The organism is Chelativorans salis (genome assembly GCF_025336525.1).
GTDB classification, from domain to species: Bacteria; Pseudomonadota; Alphaproteobacteria; order Rhizobiales; family Rhizobiaceae; genus Chelativorans; species Chelativorans salis.
In genome coordinates this window covers 105044-120795 of record NZ_JAOCZP010000009.1, presented here as the reverse complement: position 1 = coordinate 120795, position 15752 = coordinate 105044, and the positions used below count along the sequence as shown (strand labels likewise).

The following is a 15752-nucleotide window of genomic DNA, read 5'->3' as shown; positions in this document are numbered from 1 at the left end:
CCCGGTCTTGGCGTTCGCCACTCAAGAGGCGTTGTTCGCTATCGCCGCCTTGGCGGCCTCAGCGAGCGCGGCGGCGTCGAAGTCCGTGTGCTCGGCGATCCACTTGTCGACCACGGGTGCGAGCGCCTCGTTGAAGGTCTCCATCTCCTCATCGGTGAGCACGATGTACTCGTTGCCCGCGTCGACGGCGATCTGAATGCCTTTGTCGTCCCCATCGCGCCAGATCTGCGCCACCTGCCGCAGCCACTCCTCGTCGGAGTTCTTCGCGAAGACCTCTTTTAGATCGTCGGGGAGCGATTCCCAGCGGGCCTTGTTCATCGACACCTGGAAAGTGGTGGTGCCGAAGCGTGTCATGTTCGGCCCTTCGATCTGGTATTCCGTCACGTCCTGAAGCTGCAGGGCGGGAATGATCTCCCACGGGATCAGCGCCCCGTCCACCGCGTTGGTGGAAAGCGCCTGCGGCAGATCGGGCACCGGCATGGTGACCGGAGTGGCGCCCATGGCCTTCACGACCTCGTTGCCGGTCGGCCCCGGCACGCGCAGTTTCTTACCGCGTGTGTCGGCGACGGTGCGCACCGGCTCCCGCGCCATGTGCAGCGCCTGCCCGGCGTGCACGTGGTTGAAGAGCACGTGCATGGCCTCGTATTCGGGCGCCAGGAATTCGTCGAACAGCTCGCGCATGGCCAGATTGGTCGCCGCGATGTCGTTGGTGAAGATGGTCGGCAGTTCGAAGATTTCCGAGCGCGGGAAGAGGCCCGGCGTATAGCCGTTGACCGTCCACACGATGTCCACCACGCCGTCGGCCACCTGCCGGACGAGCTGCGGCGGTGCGCCGCCGAGCGACATCGAGGGATAGATCTCGATCTTCACGCGCCCGCCGGAATCTTCCTCGATAGAGCGAGCCCAGGGTTCCAGCATCTGCGTGTGGGCGGGCGCCTGCGGACCGAGCAGGTGATGCAGTTTCAGCGTCACCTCCGCCTCCTGGGCGAAGCCGGGACGCAACAGCGCCGGCGTTGCCAGAGCCCCGGCGGTGGTAATCAGGAATTCGCGCCTTTTCATATGTCTCCTCCTCTTTTCCAGCGCCGAGTGGCGCCCCTCCCGCCAGGCTTGGCGCCTAGTTCTCGCTGACGACCGCGCGGGCCGCAATTGTTTTAGGACAAACTATGCTGCCACAGGACGCAAAGGTTTTCCATCCTGTCGTACGTCGTGCCTCTTCTGCCGTTCCTCCTTTTTCTCAAACTCACAAATGTGGAAGCCAGACGTCGAGCACCGCCGCGCTCTCCCCCTTGCGCACAGTCTCGAAAGCTTCCCCCACCGCCTCCTCCACCTCTTCTGGCCCTTCCACCTTGCGCGCATAGCCTGCCCCGGCGGCGGCGGCGATGCCGGCGTAATCCGGCGGCGGATCGAAGGCGACGTCGATGTCGTTGGCGCGGCTCGCGTAACCGTCCGGATGGACGGCGAGCGTGGAAAAGCGCGGCGCCTTCCAGCCGCGGTTGTTGTAAACGATCTGCAGGAACGGCGTTTTGTAATTTGCGGCGATCCAGTGAACGCTGGACGGTACCGAAAACATATAGGAGCCGTCGCCCGTCAGCGAGACCACCGTCTTGTTGGGCGCGGCGAGCTTGGCGCCGATCGCCGCCCCGCCGCTCCAGCCGAGCGAGCCGCCTCCGGCCGTGAAGATCGAGCCGGGCCGGCGCATGGCCAGGTGATTGAAGATCGTCGGATAGTTGGTGATGCCCTCGTTGAGCACGATGGTGTCGTCATCGATATGGCGGCGCACACAAGCGGTCAGGAATTCCGGTGTGATGGCGCCGTCGGCCTTCTCAAGCGCATCCAGCGCCTTTACGCGCTCGCGGCTGGTGCGCCGGTAGTGCTCGGAACGGGCATGCACCCGCGCCTGGTCCGGCTTGCGGCGTGCCAGGGCGGTATTGAGTTGACGCAGCGCCGTCTCGGCGTGGGCGCGAAAGCTCGCCCGCGCACCGATGTACCACAAAGGCATGTTCTCCTTCAGCGGGTCGACATCGATGTGGAAGATCGGCACCCCTTCGCGCGGGCGGCTGACGGTCGGGATCCACGGCACGTCGCTGTCGATCACCAGGACGCAGTCGGCTTCGGCGAGGGTAGCGTTCTGGTGCGGTTCGTTCCACTGGTTGCCCTGGTAAAGGGGATTGTCGTGCGGGAAGTTCATCGCGTTCGGTACCGATTCCAGCACGCCGACGCCCAACGCCTCGCACAACAGGACAAGTTGCTCCGCCGCCTTCGGATTGCGTCCCAGATAGGAGGTGACGACGAGCGGACGTTCTGCCCCCTCCAATGCCGTCAGCAGCGTCTCCACAGCCTCGTCGGGGAGCGGGGAAGGGGCGAGTGGACGCCACGCATCGGGATCGATTTCGACGGGCGAGGAAAGCGTCTCCTCCATCACCTCGCGCGCACCCATGAGATAGGCCGGGCCCCGGGGGTCAGAGCTGGCGATCTGTAGGGCCCTGTGCACGAGCTGCTTGACGTTCCTGCCGGTCCTGATCTCGTTGTCGTATTTCATGTAGCCGCGCACGATGCCGCGCTGGTCGTGTACGTCCTGGATCCACTGGATGAACTCGTTGCGGCTACCCTTCAATTCGCCTTCCTGGGTGAAGGGCGAGGCGCCGGCGAAGACGAGCATGGGCACCCGCCCCTTGGCCGCGTTGTGGACAGCGCCGGCCAGCGCCTGGGTGCCGCACTCCACGTGCACGAGCACTGCCTGCGCCTGACCGGAGACCTGCGCAAAGCCGTGTGCGGCGCTCATGCCGACCATCTCGTTCGGGCAGGTGATGATCATCGGCACCTTCCGTCCCTCTGCACGTGCCTCGGCGATTGCCTCGATGAGGGCAGGGTGGTCGCTGCCGAAATTCGCAAAGATGTGGCTGACGCCTGCTTCACTCAGCGCTTCGAGAAATGCTGTGCTGGCCGTGTACATCTTGCCATCCTCAATCCAGTACGGCGACGATCCGGCGCAGAAGCCGGATCATCTCCTGTTTCTTGTCGCCGACGATCTCGTCCAGTTCCCGGTCGTGCTCAGCCGCACAGGCCGCTAGATGCGCCAGCTTCTCCTCGCCGGCCGGCGTTAGAAACAGCGCATAGCTGCGCTTGTCCGCAGGGTTCGTGCTGCGCCGGACGAGTTCTTCGTGCAGCAGCTCTCTCAGCACCGGCGTGATCGTTGATTTGTCACGACCGCTGGCGCGGCTGAGCGCCATTGGTGTGATACCCGGATTGTGGTGAATGATGGCGAGTACCGCGAACCAGCCGGGCCGCAGGCTGCTCTCGCCCGTAAGCCGCCGGAAGGCCTTGAAGGAAGCGCTCTGCGCCAACCGCAGATGAAAGCCGACATAGTTTTCCAGCTCGCCCAGCAGCACCGGCTCGGCGTCATCCTTCACCCGGGTCTGGGCTTTGGAAATGTCCGTCTTGTCCATCGCTCCCGATACTTCGCGCGGGGAAGGTCTCCACCGCGCGCCTCCTCACGGCTAACCGCGCCTCGACGAGAACTATATGGCAAAGGCCGAGATTCATCAATGTAGTTTTGTATCAAACCAGTTTGATCGCTCTGGATGCGATGCAGATCGGTAAGTCCGGTGGAGTTCCGTCGCTGGTTGCCAAGGTGCTGGCGAACGCGCCAGCCTTCACGACAGTGGCTGAACTGGGACGCCGTTGGCACCCGTCTTCCTGGAAGGGCTGGGGCGACGGGTTAGCGCAGGCGGGATGGCGACATGGCCGCGGCGACCGCGGCAAGGTCGTGTGGTGTGTCACCGCTGACGAGGCCGGCGGCGAGCCGCGAAAGCGCCGGCGCGGTCTGCATGCCATAGCCGCCTTGCCCGGCAAGCCAGAAGAAGCCTTCGGCCCCGGCGTCGAAGCCGACCACCGGTGTGCGGTCCGGTGCGAAGGTGCGCAACCCGGCCCAGCTCGATTCAATCCGCGTAACCGGGCTCCTCACCGCCTGTTCGTAGCGATAAAGCCCCTCCGCCAGCACCATGTCGTCGACGAACGCATCGTGCGGCTCGACCGGATCCTCGTCGGAAGGTGACACCAGCAGGCGCCCTCCGTCAGGCTTGAAGTACCAGTTGTCGGCCGTCTCGGCGACCAATGGCCAGTCGCGGATGTCGAACCCCTCGGGCGCCGGCAGTACGGCCATCGAGCGCCGCATGGGCACCAGTCCCAACGGGGCGACGCCGCAGGCGGCCGCCACATGGTCGGCCCAGGCGCCAGCCGCGTTGACGACGACACGTGCAGTGACCTCTCCGACGGCAGTTTCGAGCGTCCATCCGCCGCGCGAATGCGTGCCTTTGCGCAGCGCGGCACCGGTGAGGAGCCTTGCACCGGCCCGTTTCGCGCCCTTCAGCCAGCCCTGGTGCAGGGCTGCGACATCGATATCCATGGCATCGGCCTCATAGGCCGCCGCGGCGATCCATTCGCGCTTCAGGAGCGGCACGCGGGCAACTGCCTCATCCGCCGTTATCTCCTCTAGCCCGGCCGCCGTTCCCAGGAGGTGCTCGTGCTCGGCGCGTCCCGCCCCGTCGGTCACGAAGAGGATGCCGCGCCGCTTCAGAAGCGGCGCCGGAAAAAGCGCTGCGTCCGCGTCGGCAAAGAGCGGTGCGCTGGCGCGGCTCAGCACCCGTATGACATCGTTGCCGTAGTTCTGAACGAAGATTGCCGCCGAGCGTCCGGTCGAGTGGTAGCCCGGTTGGTCTTCCTGCTCGAGAAGGAGGACCTCATGCTCTGACGTGAGCGCGGCGGCGATGCCCGCCCCGGCGATCCCCGCTCCGATAACGACGATATCAGTTGAATACGCTTCGCTCATGAAACTCGTCTTATCACGCGCCCGAAGCCGAACGTAAGCCACCGTCGTGCCGGCGTTGCGTGTCGGAATGCCACTGATGCTGGCCGGCTCGCCGTTCAGTTCCTCTCGACGGGCTTGGAGCGCATGCGCGAAACCGTCTCGCGCTCGGCGCGCTTGCAGCGCATCGGCGGCAGTCCGCGGTCCATCAGCGTCATGTCTTCAAGCACCATGTCGCCCATGCGCTTGAAGACGATGTCGAGGGCGCCGGCGCGGTGCGCGGAGCGCAGGAAGCCGTCGAGGGAGCGTACGGAATGATCGGTGGGCAGGGGCTCTTCGGGGAAGACATCGCTTGCCGCCACGATATGGCCGCGCCGCACCGCCTCCATCAAGACGTCGAAGTCCACCACGTCGGCCCGGCTCAGTAGGATGAACGCGGCACCGGGCCGCATCTTCTGAAAGGCCTCGGCGCCGAGGAAGCCGCGGTTCTCGCTCGTCACGGCCGCGACGACGAAGACGAAGTCGCTTTCAGAAAGAACGGTGTCGAGCGAGGCCGGCTCCACGCCCGCTTCGCGCAGGCTGGAGGGCGGCAGCCACGGGTCGAAAACACGGACCCTGGCGCGAAAGCCGGCAAGCACGCGGTTGAGCGCGCGGCCGAGATCGCCGAAGCCGACGATGCCGATCTCGGAGCCCGAGACGAGGCGTGCCGACGCGTTGCCGTCGCCGCCCCACAATTCGCGGCCCTGGCGGAAGGCGATATCCGCGTCGACGACGCCGCGGGCGAGATTGAGCGCCAGCGCCAGCCCCATCTCTGCCACCGGCTCGGCAAACACAGCCCCGGTGGTCACCACGTGGATGCCGCGCTCGAAGAGCGTCTCGTATGGCATGTTGTTGATGAGATTCGTCTCGACATTGAAGACACAACGCAGGCTTGTCATCCGGTCGAGCGTTTCCGGCGGGATCGGCGGTTGCCCGATGATGTAGCGTGCGGCGCCAAGCACCTCCTCATCGAGGCGGTGCAGCTGCGCGGCCTCGATCTCCCGGATATCATAGTCCTCATGCAGCCGGCGTCGGGCCTCAGGTGTAAAGATCAGGTCCAGCGTGCGCGGTTCCGGCGCGCTGATGACCAGCGGCCGTGGTGCTTCGCCCATAATTTCCTCCCTGCGCGATCCGCGAGCCATATCAGGCGTTCTTTCCGCGATGAAACGATTTACAGCATTGAAAAATCGATTTATCAATAGTTTTTGGCTTGGAAGCAAGCTTTGGGAGGAGCGTTTGTCCAGCGGTGCCGTGCACAAGCGGCCGTCGATCCACGACGTGGCGAACCATGCGGGCGTGTCGGCGGCGACCGTCTCTAAGGTCATGCACGGCGTCTCGACAGTGAAGCCGGAGAACGTACAGCGCGTTTTCGAGGCGGTGGAGCGGCTCGGCTACCGGGCGGACCCGCTTGCCTCCGACCTCAGGCGTGCCAAGCGCCGCATCATCGGGGCGATCCTGCCGGAATTCGAAAGCGAGTTCTTCGGCTCCATGGTGACGCATCTGGAGCGTCTTGCGGAACTGCGCGGCTATACGCTGGTGGCGGCGTCGAGCGGCGAGTCGGAAGAGCGCGAAGCGGAAATCCTGAGGCGCATGCAGGATTGGCGCGTGGCCGGTGTCGTGCTGGCCCCCGTGCGCGACGAGCATGGCCGGGGCGGCGAATTGATGCAGGCGCACGGGATGACCGGCGTGATGATCGACCGGGTCCTCTCCGACGAATCCTTCGACACGGTTTCGGCCGACAGCATGTCGGCGAGCGCGGAAGTTGCGCGCGAGCTCATCGGGCGCGGCCACCGCCATGTGCTGGTGGTGGGTCTCGGAGAGCAGGGGGCGTGCGTGCGGGCGCGCCTCGAAGGGTTCCGCAGGACGGCAGAGGCGCTCGACCCGAAGGTGCAGATCGACGTGATCCTGTGCGAGAGCGACGTGGAGCCGCTGCGCGCCTCCATCCGTGATTACTTCTCGCGCGGCGAGCGGCCGACTGCGGTTTTTTCCCTCTTTCTCAAGGGGACCCTCGTCGCCCTCAGCGAATTCCGCCGCCGCGGCTGGCACTGCCCGGATGACATCTCGCTGGTCGGCTTCGACGATGCGGAATGGATGTCGGTCACGTGGCCGACCATCGCTGCCGTCGTGCAGCCGGTGGACCAGATCGCCGCCCAGGCTATGGATATGCTTTTTCGTCGCATAGACGGCGAGACCGGGCCGCCGACGGCGCGGCTCGAACGATGCCAGCTATTGGTGCGGGAATCCGTTGGAGCGCCGAGCAGCGGTCCGCATCCCGGGGGAGGAGCAGGACAATAACCCCGATTGTCGGAACTCGAAAATGACGTCGCACTCGGCCTGAAAAGGCGGCGTCGCAAGTCTGTGGAGGAGTCAATGATAGGCAAGATGTTGAGAATGAGCCTGGTTTCGGTGGCGGCGCTGTCGCTCTCCGTGCTGGGCGCCCAGGCACAGGACGGCCAGTACGGCGTTCTGATGAAGACGCTCTCAAACCCCTTCTGGGGCGCGATGGGGCAGGGCGTCGAGGATGGCGCCAAGGAAGCAGGCGTCGATTATTTCGTGCAGGCGGTCGAGAGCGACCAGGCCGCGGAGCCGCAGCTCAACGTATGCAATACGATGCTCGAGCGGCAACCGGTGGCGATGATCACCGCCGCCATCAATTCCACCAACCTGCTTCCGTGCCTGAAGGCCGCGCAGGAACAGGGCATCAAGGTGGTCGACCTGGACGGCAATCTCGATCAGGCGATCCTCGACAAGGAGGGGATCGAGATCACCTTCCGCATCGGCTCCGATAATGTGGCGGCCGGCGCGCAAGGGGCGGAGTATCTCGTCTCCCAGCTCGGCGCCGATGCCACGGGGGCAGTACTGGTCATCGAGGGCCTGTCGGGCAACATCACCGGCCAGAAGCGTGCCGAAGGCTTCGCCGAGAAGCTTGCCGAGTTGGCGCCGGGGCTGGAAATCGTGGCCTCCCTGCCCGGCGACTGGGACCGCGGCAAGGCGGCGTCCATCACCAACGACATCATGACCCGCAATCCGGATCTCGTCGCCATCTTCGCCGCCAATGACGGCATGGCGCTGGGCGCAGTGGAAGCGGCCTACGCTGCAGGCAAGGGCGACCAGATCGTCATCATCGGCGTCGACGGCAACTCCGACGCGGTGAAGTCGATCAAGGATGGGCGGCTCAACGCCTCCGTCGCTCAGCTTCCCTACCTCGTGGGCAAGCAGGCGGTCGAAAACGTCAAAAAGGCGCTGGCCGGCGAAGAGGTGCCGTCGGACATTGCCGTGCCGACTCTCGTGCTTACGCAAGAGGTGCTTGATGACGGCAGTGAGCCGCTGCTCGAGTACGTCAAATAATCCTCCCGAAACCTGGCTGGCGCAAAAAGCGCCAGCCCCTTTTCCGGTCGAGGCACAATGTCTTCTGATCTTGCAACACCGGGCGTGTGGACGCGGGCCCAGCGTGCCTCGGTCGAACGCCTGCACATCAGGCTCGAATCGCTCCTGGTGCTGGTGGCGCTCAGCGCCCTTATGGCGGTCCTGTCGCCGTACTTCCTGTCCTTCAGCAATCTCCTCAACATCCTGCTCGCCACTTCGACGATCGGCATCCTGGCCATCGCTGCGACCTTCGTCATCGGCTCGGGCGGGCTCGACCTGTCGCTCGGCTCGGTGATGGGGCTTTCGGGCGTGGTCGGCGCCTTCGTTGCCGTCAATCTAGGTGCGCCATCGGTGCTGGGCGTTTTCGCCTGCATCTTGGCGGGCGGCATTGCCGGCTATATCAACGGCCAGCTCGTCACGCGCGCCTTCGTGCCTGCCTTCATCGTCACGCTCGGCATGCTGGGGTTGGCGCGTGGGCTGGCGCTCGTCATCTCGGGCGGCCGCGTCATCTACGGCTTGCCGGAATTCATGCTCTATCTGGGCCAGGGCCGGCCCTTCGGCATCCCCATGCCGGTCATCATTTTCATCGCCACGGCTTTCATCGCCCACTGCGTCCTGGCCTATACGCGCTTCGGCCGGCACACGCTGGCGCTGGGCGATTCCGAATCCGCGGCGCGGGCAGCCGGCATCCGCGTCGAGCGGCAGCGGCGCATCCTCTACACGCTCTCCGGCGCGTTGGCCGGCCTCGCCGGCCTGCTTTTTTCCGCGCGCATCAATTCGGGCGATCCCACCGCCGGTCTCAACTATGAGCTGACTGCCATCACGGCGGCCATCATCGGCGGCACGAACCTCTTCGGCGGGCGCGGCTCCATCCTCGGCACCATGATCGGCGCCCTCATCATGGGCGTCTTGCAGAATGGCCTCAACTTGCTCGCCGTGCAGTCCTACTACCAGCAGATGGCCATCGGCGCGGTGCTGATCCTCGCCGTCTTCATCGACCAGTACCAGGTCAGGAAGGAGAGCCGGGTATGACGCTTCTCAAGCTTGAGGGTATCCGCAAGAGCTTCGGCGCGATCGACGTGCTGCACGGGGTCGATCTTTCTGTGGAGGCCGGCGAGGTCGTCGGCCTGGTCGGCGACAACGGCGCCGGCAAATCCACGCTGATGAAGACGATTACCGGCATCTACCAGGCGGATGCCGGCTCGATCACCTTCGACGGCCGGGGCATCCTCGATCTCGATCCCGGCGAGCGCCGGCGCCTGGGCATCGAGATGATCTATCAGGACCTGTCGCTCGCCAGGCAGCAGGACGTTTCCAGCAACATCTTCCTCGGCCGCGAGCCGACGAGGAAGCTCTTCGGTCTCTTCCCATTCGTCGACAAGGCGGCGATGGACCGCCAGGCGGCGCAGATGATCGAGCGGCTCAACGCACATCTGCCGTCGATCAACCGCTCCGTCGGCTCCTTCTCGGGAGGGCAGCAGCAGACGGTTGCCATCGCCCGGGCGCTCACCTTCAATCCTAAGCTCGTCATCATGGACGAGCCGACGGCCGCGCTCGCCGTGCGCGAAGTACAGAGTGTGCTCGACCTGATCCGCCGGCTGAAATCGGAAGGCATCGCGGTCATCCTGATATCGCACCGGCTCAACGACGTTCTTTCGGTGACGGACCGGATCGTGGTGCTGCGTCATGGGCGGGCCGAGGCCGATCTCGTCACCGGCAATACCAACATGAGCGAGGTCGTGAGCCGCATCGTCGGCGGCGGAGATATGGCCGCGGCCGCCTCCCACGAAGCAAGAGGATAGTAATGAACACGTTCGGACTGCATACCTTCGCGATTTCGCCCATGTGGGAGGTCGCGCGCATCGAGCCGCAGATGGAGATACTCAAGGCGCACGGCGTCAGCCTGTTCGAGATCCCCTTGCTCAGACCGGAGGAACTCGACGTGGAGGCCACGACCGCCTTCGCGACACGGCACGATGTCGAGCTCATCTGCTCCCTGGGCCTGCCGGCAAGCCTGGACGTGGTGGAGCGGCCAGACGAGGCGCTGAATTTCCTGGAAGCCGCGTTCCGTGCCACGCAGGCCGTGGGCGGCGGCGCGCTTTGCGGCGTTACCTACGGCACGATCGGCAAGACGACGGGCCGCGCTCCCACGCAGGCCGAGATCGATGGCATCTGCCGCTTCCTCGAAAGGGCGGCAGCACAGGCTGCCGGCCACGGCCTGCGGCTCGGCATCGAGCCGTGCAACCGCTACGAAACGCATCTGATCAACAGGGGCGTCGACGCGGCAAGGATCATCGAGCGCGTGGGCGCGGAGAACATGTTCATCCATCTCGACACCTACCACATGCACATCGAGGAGGAGAGTTTCGAAGCAGGCTTCCGCGCCGCCGCCCCCTATCTGGGATATGTCCACGTCTCGGAGGCCAATCGCGGCGTCCCCGGCCGCGGGATGGTCAACTGGCCGGCCGCCTTCGAGGCCATGGCTGCGATCGGCTATAAGGGACCGATCGCGCTTGAAAGTATGAACCACGTCGACGCCGACATCGCCGGCGGCCTCGCCGTATGGCGGCCGGTGTCGGAAAACCCGCAGGATGTTATCGACGTTGGGCTGCCGTTTCTACGGGATGTGGCACGGCAGGCGGGGCTGACGCTCGGCTGATCTTCGCGAAAGCGAAGGGGCGGGGCATCTCCGTGCAGCCACAAAGGCTTCCTCTCCGCCTCTCACCATCTTTTTTTGAAACTCCTTCCACCTCCACGTTCTTGTCGTTTGCGCGGACGGCTTTAGCCTCCTGCTGCTGGCAACCTTGGATGGTCTGTCCGGCGCGTCGATGCCCGGAGGCCGTCCGTGGTGTCGCTCATACGGCTTCGGGAGATGAGGATACCGACGCCGTTGGAAAGGTGAGGCGCCTAAGGAGCGGCGTTCCGCTCTGCGGTTGACAGGCAGGCCTATTCACCAACGCAAACGCTGCAGCCGGTTCGCCGAACGCAGGTGGGAGGAGAAATGTTCGAAAAGCTCTTTGATCTGCGGGCCCACGGCACGTCGGTACGCACCGAGGTGATCGCCGGCGTCACCACGTTCCTGACGATGGCCTACATCATCTTCGTCAATCCGGCGATCCTTTCCACGACGGGGATGGATCGCGGCGCCGTCTTCGTGGCGACCTGCCTCGCCGCGGCGCTCGGCACCCTCGTCATGGCGCTGTTTGCAAAATGGCCGATCGGCATGGCGCCGGGGATGGGACTCAACGCCTTCTTCGCCTTCACCGTGGTCGGCGCCATGGGGTTCACCTGGCAGCAGGCGCTGGGGGCGGTTTTCGTTTCCGGCATCATCTTCCTGATCCTGACGGTGACGGGCGTGCGACGGTGGCTTATCTCGGGTATTCCACACTCCATGCGCTGTGCCATTGTCGCCGGCATCGGGCTGTTCCTGGCCATCATCGCGCTCAAGAGTTCCGGCATTGTCGTCGCCTCCGAGGCCACCTTCGTCACCCTCGGCGATCTCTCCCAGACCGGCCCGATGCTTGCCATTCTCGGCTTCTTCATCATCGCCGGGCTGGACGCTCTCAACGTTCGCGGCGCCATCCTCATCGGCATTCTGGCGGTCACCGTCCTGTCGATGCTGCTGGGCCTCAACGAGTTCCAGGGCGTGGTGTCGGCTCCGCCAAGCATCCTGCCCACCTTCATGCAACTCGACATCTGGGGTGCGCTCTCCGCCGGGCTCCTGCATGTCATTCTCGTGTTCGTCCTGGTCGAGGTTTTCGACGCCACGGGCACGCTGATCGGCGTGGCCAAGCGCGCCGGGCTCATGAAGCCCGACCGGCCCAACCGCCTGGGCCGCGCCCTGATGGCCGACAGCACGGCAATCGTCGCCGGTTCGCTCCTTGGAACGAGCAGCACGACGGCCTATGCCGAAAGCGCTTCAGGTGTCCAGGCGGGTGGCCGTACTGGGCTCACGGCGCTGGTTATCGCGGTTCTGTTCCTTGCCGCCCTGATGTTTTCGCCGCTTGCCGGCTCGGTGCCCGCCTATGCGACGGCGCCGGCGCTTCTTTACGTCGCCGCCCTGATGATGCGTGAACTGGTCGAGATCGAGTGGGAAGAGACGGCCGAGGCGGTGCCGGCCGCGCTGACGGCGATGATGATGCCGTTCACTTATTCGATTGCCAACGGTCTGGCCTTCGGCTTTGTCAGCTATGCAGTGATCAACACCCTCGCTGGGCGCCCGCGCGCCGTGCACCCGGCAACCTGGAGCGTCGCTGCGCTGTTCGTCCTGCGGTTCACTTTCCTCTCCGAATAGAGTGGAGGCCGGATATGCTAGGGCTTCGGTCCGCTCCCACCGATGGCCCGGGTGATCTCGTCCGCCGCCTTGCGCACGAGGGTACCGTATTCGGCGTCGCGCTCAGGCGTGACACGCACCGATGGGCCGGACAGCGAGACGCCGGCCGTCGCCTCGCCGAACTGGTTGAAGATCGGCGCAGCGATGCAGCGCATGCCGGGTGTGCGCTCTTCGTCGTCGATCGACCAGCCACGGGCGCGGATGCGCTCCAGTTCCGCAAGGAGCGCCTCTTTCGAGGTGATCGTCTTTTCCGTGAAGGCGGTGAGCGCCCGCTTCTTGAGAACGGCTTCAATCTGCGCCTCGGGAAAGAAGGCGAGCAGCGCCTTGCCGATGCCTGAGGCATGGATCGGGCCGCGCGTGCCGGGCCGGAAGAAGGCGCGGATCGGCTCATGCGTTTCGACCTGGCTGACGAAAATCACCTCGCCTTGGTCGACGATGGCCAGATTGGCGGTCTCCCCCGTTGCCGTCATGATCCGCTGCATCACCGGCCGGCTTTGCTCGACAACGTGCGTGCGGCCGAGGAAGCTGCTGCCGATGCGGAAGGCCTCCAGTCCCACCTGCCAGAGCTGCGCCGGTTCATCGAACTGGACGATGCCATGTTTCTCCAGCGTGATCAGGATTCTGTATGCCGTCGACGCCGACTGGTCGGCCGCCTCGGCGATCTCCGTCAGCGACATCCCACGGCCCTTCGCCACCACCTTGAGCACGTCCATGGCGCGCTCCAGCGATTGGATGAGCGTATTTTTCGACGTGTCGTTGAACGAGCGCGGCCTTCCACGGGCGCGGCTGATATGGGGCGGCATGGTTTTCTCCCAGTTGCCGCGCAGAGTACGCGCCCGCGCCGCGGCGTCAAGATTTCAGAAATGATTTTCGCAGGATGAAAAAAGATAAGAGGCAAACAAAACAATCCATTAATCGAGATATTGAAAAAGTGAAAATATTTTTCAAAAAAATTGCCTTCGCGTCAGTGCCAGCCTTAATCTGTCTGCTGAAAACACCGCCGCTCGCGGCCAGGTTTCGGAGATAAAGCCGATGTCCACCCAAAATCCGATCTTCGTTCCGGGGCCCACAAACATCCCCGAGAGGCTCCGCCGCGCTGTGGACTATCCCTCGATAGACCACCGCTCGCCCGCTTTCGCCGAGATGTACAAGCCGGCGCTTGAGGGTGTACGGCGCATCCTTCAGTCGAAGGACGCGGAGATCATTCTCTTCCCCGCCACCGGCACAGGCGCCTGGGAGGCGGCGATCACAAACACGCTCTCTCCAGGCGACAAGGTTCTCGCGGCGCGCTACGGCATGTTCTCGCACCGCTGGATCGACCTGTGCAAGCGGCACGGCCTCGATGTCCAGGTTATCGAGACGCCGTGGGGCGCCGGTGCGCCAGCCGCGGAATTCAACCGTGCGCTGAAGGCTGATAAAGAGCACCGGATCAAGGCGGTGCTCGTCTGCCACAACGAGACAGCCACCGGCGTCGTGAGCGACATAGCCGCCGTCCGACGCGCCATCGATACCGCGAAGCATCCCGCCCTTCTCTATGTCGACGGTGTCAGCTCCATCGCATCCATGGATTTCCGCATGGACGAGTGGGGCATTGATATCGCCATCACCGGCTCGCAAAAGGGCTTCATGCTGCCGGCGGGCCTCGCCATCCTCGGCGCCAGCCCGAAGGCAATGGAGGCAATGGCCTCGGCACGATGCCCTCGCTGCTTCTTCGATTTCCGTGATATGTTGGAAAGCGCTTCCGCCGGCGGCTTTCCCTACACACCGCCCGTCAATCTCATTCGCGGTCTGAGCCAGTCGATTGCAATGCTGGAGGAGGAGGGGCTGCCCCGCGTCTTCAGCCGCCACCACAGGATCGCCGAAGGCGTCCGCAAAGCGGTCGACACGTGGGGCCTCTCCCTGTGCGCAAGGGAGCCCTCCCTTTACTCCGACACGGTGAGCGCCGTCACCGTGCCTGCGGGCTTCGACGCCACCAGGATCGTCACCCACGCCGCCGAAAAATACGGGGTCGCCTTCGGCGTCGGCCTCGGCGAGGTGGCGGGCAAGGTATTTCGCATCGGCCATCTGGGCAGCATGACGGATGTCATGGCGCTCTCCGGTATAGCAACCGCCGAAATGGTCATGGCCGATCTGGGCCTGCCGATCGCACTCGGCTCCGGCGTACGCGCCGCGCAGGAGTTCTATCGGGCCGGCCAGACTGAGGACGACGCCTCGGCCGTCTCCGCCGCAGCTTGAAGGGAGCCGAAGCGGATGGAAATTCCCACCTACGACGATGTCATATCCGCGCATGCGCGCATCGCGCCGCATGTCCACCGCACGCCGATCCTCACCAGCAGCTTCCTCGACAGCCTCACCGGAGCCAGCCTGTTCTTCAAGTGCGAGAACTTCCAGAAGGCCGGCGCCTTCAAGGCGCGCGGCGCCTCCAACGCGGTCTTTGGCCTGGATGAGGAGAAGGCCGCGGTGGGCGTTGCCACCCATTCATCGGGAAACCACGCGCTGTCGCTCAGCTACGCCGCCGGCAAGCGTGGAATTCCGGTCACCGTGGTCATGCCGAAAACGGCACCGGAGCCCAAGAAGGCAGCCGTGCAAGGTTATGGCGGCAGGATCATCGAATGCGAGCCAAGCACATCCTCGCGCGAGGCCGTGTTCGCCGAAGTGGTGGCTGAGACCGGCGCTGAATTCGTGCACCCGTATAACGACCCCCGCGTGATTGCCGGCCAGGCCACTTGCGCGAAGGAAATCGTCGAGGAACTGGGGCCGCTCGATGCCGTCATTGTCCCCATCGGCGGTGGCGGGATGATATCGGGCTGCTGCCTGACCCTGTCGGCCATTGCCCCGCAAACGAAGATCTATGCGGCCGAGCCGAAGAACGCCAACGATGCCCATCGTTCCCTCAAGGCAGGGCACATCATTGCCGATGACGCACCGCAGACGGTGGCGGACGGGCTGAAGGTGCCGCTCAAGGAGCTAACCTGGCACTTCGTCTCCGGCCACGTGGAAGACATCCTCCTCTCCACCGAGGACGAGATCGTCGAGGCGATGCGGCTTATCTGGCAGCGCATGAAGATCGTTGTGGAACCATCGAGCGCCGTCCCTCTGGCGGCGATCCTGAAGAACAAGCACAATTTTGCCGGCAAGCGCGTCGGTGTCATTCTCACCGGCGGCAATGTCGACTTGGTTAAGCTGCCCTGGATGGCGGCCTGAAAGTGG

At 64.6% G+C, this 15752-nt stretch carries 14 protein-coding genes; 8 read left to right on the top strand and 6 right to left on the bottom strand.

Annotated elements, in window-relative coordinates; all coding sequences use genetic code 11:
• Window positions 1-21: 21 nt before the first annotated feature.
• The 5 genes from N5A92_RS22565 to N5A92_RS22545 form a co-directional block, all read right to left on the bottom strand.
• Window positions 22-1059 (bottom strand): TRAP transporter substrate-binding protein, encoded by a 1038-nt coding sequence (locus N5A92_RS22565; RefSeq protein WP_260906500.1) that lies wholly within the window; start codon window positions 1057-1059, stop codon window positions 22-24.
• 181 nt (window positions 1060-1240) lie between these two features.
• On the bottom strand, window positions 1241-2953 hold the full coding sequence (locus N5A92_RS22560; RefSeq protein WP_260906498.1) for a thiamine pyrophosphate-requiring protein: 1713 nt from the start codon (window positions 2951-2953) through the stop codon (window positions 1241-1243).
• 10 nt (window positions 2954-2963) lie between these two features.
• Complete coding sequence (locus N5A92_RS22555) at window positions 2964-3446, bottom strand: MarR family winged helix-turn-helix transcriptional regulator (protein WP_260906497.1); 483 nt, start codon at window positions 3444-3446, stop codon at window positions 2964-2966.
• Between the two features lie 272 nt (window positions 3447-3718).
• Window positions 3719-4828, bottom strand: coding sequence for an NAD(P)/FAD-dependent oxidoreductase (locus N5A92_RS22550; RefSeq protein WP_260906495.1), 1110 nt, complete (start codon window positions 4826-4828; stop codon window positions 3719-3721).
• A 95-nt stretch (window positions 4829-4923) separates the two neighbouring features.
• Window positions 4924-5955 carry a hydroxyacid dehydrogenase gene (locus tag N5A92_RS22545; protein WP_260906493.1) on the bottom strand — a complete coding sequence of 344 codons (1032 nt, stop codon included), beginning with the start codon at window positions 5953-5955 and terminating at the stop codon, window positions 4924-4926.
• Between the two features lie 124 nt (window positions 5956-6079).
• Between N5A92_RS22545 and N5A92_RS22540 the strand changes: the two genes are divergently transcribed.
• The 6 genes from N5A92_RS22540 (at window position 6080) to N5A92_RS22515 (ending at window position 12503) form a co-directional block, all read left to right on the top strand.
• Window positions 6080-7138, top strand: coding sequence for a LacI family DNA-binding transcriptional regulator (locus N5A92_RS22540; RefSeq protein WP_260906492.1), 1059 nt, complete (start codon window positions 6080-6082; stop codon window positions 7136-7138).
• Window positions 7139-7213: 75 nt separating this feature from the next.
• Complete coding sequence (locus N5A92_RS22535) at window positions 7214-8191, top strand: sugar ABC transporter substrate-binding protein (RefSeq protein WP_260906490.1); 978 nt, start codon at window positions 7214-7216, stop codon at window positions 8189-8191.
• 57 nt (window positions 8192-8248) lie between these two features.
• Window positions 8249-9241: an ABC transporter permease gene (locus N5A92_RS22530; RefSeq protein WP_260906487.1), complete on the top strand. Its 993-nt coding sequence runs from the start codon at window positions 8249-8251 to the stop codon at window positions 9239-9241.
• The gene (locus N5A92_RS22525) at window positions 9238-10011 is read left to right on the top strand and encodes an ATP-binding cassette domain-containing protein (RefSeq protein WP_260906486.1); all 774 of its coding nucleotides are present in this window, start codon (window positions 9238-9240) and stop codon (window positions 10009-10011) included. The genes N5A92_RS22530 and N5A92_RS22525 overlap by 4 nt, the downstream gene beginning before the upstream one ends.
• A gap of 2 nt (window positions 10012-10013) precedes the next feature.
• Window positions 10014-10868, top strand: coding sequence for a sugar phosphate isomerase/epimerase family protein (locus N5A92_RS22520; protein ID WP_260906485.1), 855 nt, complete (start codon window positions 10014-10016; stop codon window positions 10866-10868).
• 342 nt (window positions 10869-11210) lie between these two features.
• Window positions 11211-12503, top strand: coding sequence for an NCS2 family permease (locus N5A92_RS22515; protein ID WP_260906483.1), 1293 nt, complete (start codon window positions 11211-11213; stop codon window positions 12501-12503).
• Between the two features lie 17 nt (window positions 12504-12520).
• Here N5A92_RS22515 and bhcR read toward each other — a convergent pair whose 3' ends face one another.
• On the bottom strand, window positions 12521-13345 hold the full coding sequence (gene bhcR / locus N5A92_RS22510) for an HTH-type transcriptional regulator BhcR (protein WP_260906481.1): 825 nt from the start codon (window positions 13343-13345) through the stop codon (window positions 12521-12523).
• 229 nt (window positions 13346-13574) lie between these two features.
• Here bhcR and bhcA point away from each other — a divergent pair, with 229 nt between their 5' ends.
• Window positions 13575-14777 (top strand): L-aspartate--glyoxylate aminotransferase BhcA, encoded by a 1203-nt coding sequence (gene bhcA, locus N5A92_RS22505; RefSeq protein ID WP_260906479.1) that lies wholly within the window; start codon window positions 13575-13577, stop codon window positions 14775-14777.
• A 15-nt stretch (window positions 14778-14792) separates the two neighbouring features.
• Window positions 14793-15746, top strand: coding sequence for a beta-hydroxyaspartate dehydratase BhcB (bhcB, locus tag N5A92_RS22500; protein ID WP_260906477.1), 954 nt, complete (start codon window positions 14793-14795; stop codon window positions 15744-15746).
• Window positions 15747-15752: the final 6 nt, after the last annotated feature.

What these genes read in the sequence shown, in the direction of transcription:
- N5A92_RS22565 (WP_260906500.1), bottom strand. Translation starts at nt 1,059, where the DNA reads ATGAAAAGGCGCGAATTCCTGATTACCACCGCCGGGGCTCTGGCAACG.
- N5A92_RS22560 (WP_260906498.1), bottom strand. Translation starts at nt 2,953, where the DNA reads ATGTACACGGCCAGCACAGCATTTCTCGAAGCGCTGAGTGAAGCAGGC.
- N5A92_RS22555 (WP_260906497.1), bottom strand. Translation starts at nt 3,446, where the DNA reads ATGGACAAGACGGACATTTCCAAAGCCCAGACCCGGGTGAAGGATGAC.
- N5A92_RS22550 (WP_260906495.1), bottom strand. Translation starts at nt 4,828, where the DNA reads ATGAGCGAAGCGTATTCAACTGATATCGTCGTTATCGGAGCGGGGATC.
- N5A92_RS22545 (WP_260906493.1), bottom strand. Translation starts at nt 5,955, where the DNA reads ATGGGCGAAGCACCACGGCCGCTGGTCATCAGCGCGCCGGAACCGCGC.
- N5A92_RS22535 (WP_260906490.1), top strand. Translation starts at nt 7,214, where the DNA reads ATGATAGGCAAGATGTTGAGAATGAGCCTGGTTTCGGTGGCGGCGCTG.
- N5A92_RS22530 (WP_260906487.1), top strand. Translation starts at nt 8,249, where the DNA reads ATGTCTTCTGATCTTGCAACACCGGGCGTGTGGACGCGGGCCCAGCGT.
- N5A92_RS22525 (WP_260906486.1), top strand. Translation starts at nt 9,238, where the DNA reads ATGACGCTTCTCAAGCTTGAGGGTATCCGCAAGAGCTTCGGCGCGATC.
- N5A92_RS22520 (WP_260906485.1), top strand. Translation starts at nt 10,014, where the DNA reads ATGAACACGTTCGGACTGCATACCTTCGCGATTTCGCCCATGTGGGAG.
- N5A92_RS22515 (WP_260906483.1), top strand. Translation starts at nt 11,211, where the DNA reads ATGTTCGAAAAGCTCTTTGATCTGCGGGCCCACGGCACGTCGGTACGC.
- bhcR (WP_260906481.1), bottom strand. Translation starts at nt 13,345, where the DNA reads ATGCCGCCCCATATCAGCCGCGCCCGTGGAAGGCCGCGCTCGTTCAAC.
- bhcA (WP_260906479.1), top strand. Translation starts at nt 13,575, where the DNA reads ATGTCCACCCAAAATCCGATCTTCGTTCCGGGGCCCACAAACATCCCC.
- bhcB (WP_260906477.1), top strand. Translation starts at nt 14,793, where the DNA reads ATGGAAATTCCCACCTACGACGATGTCATATCCGCGCATGCGCGCATC.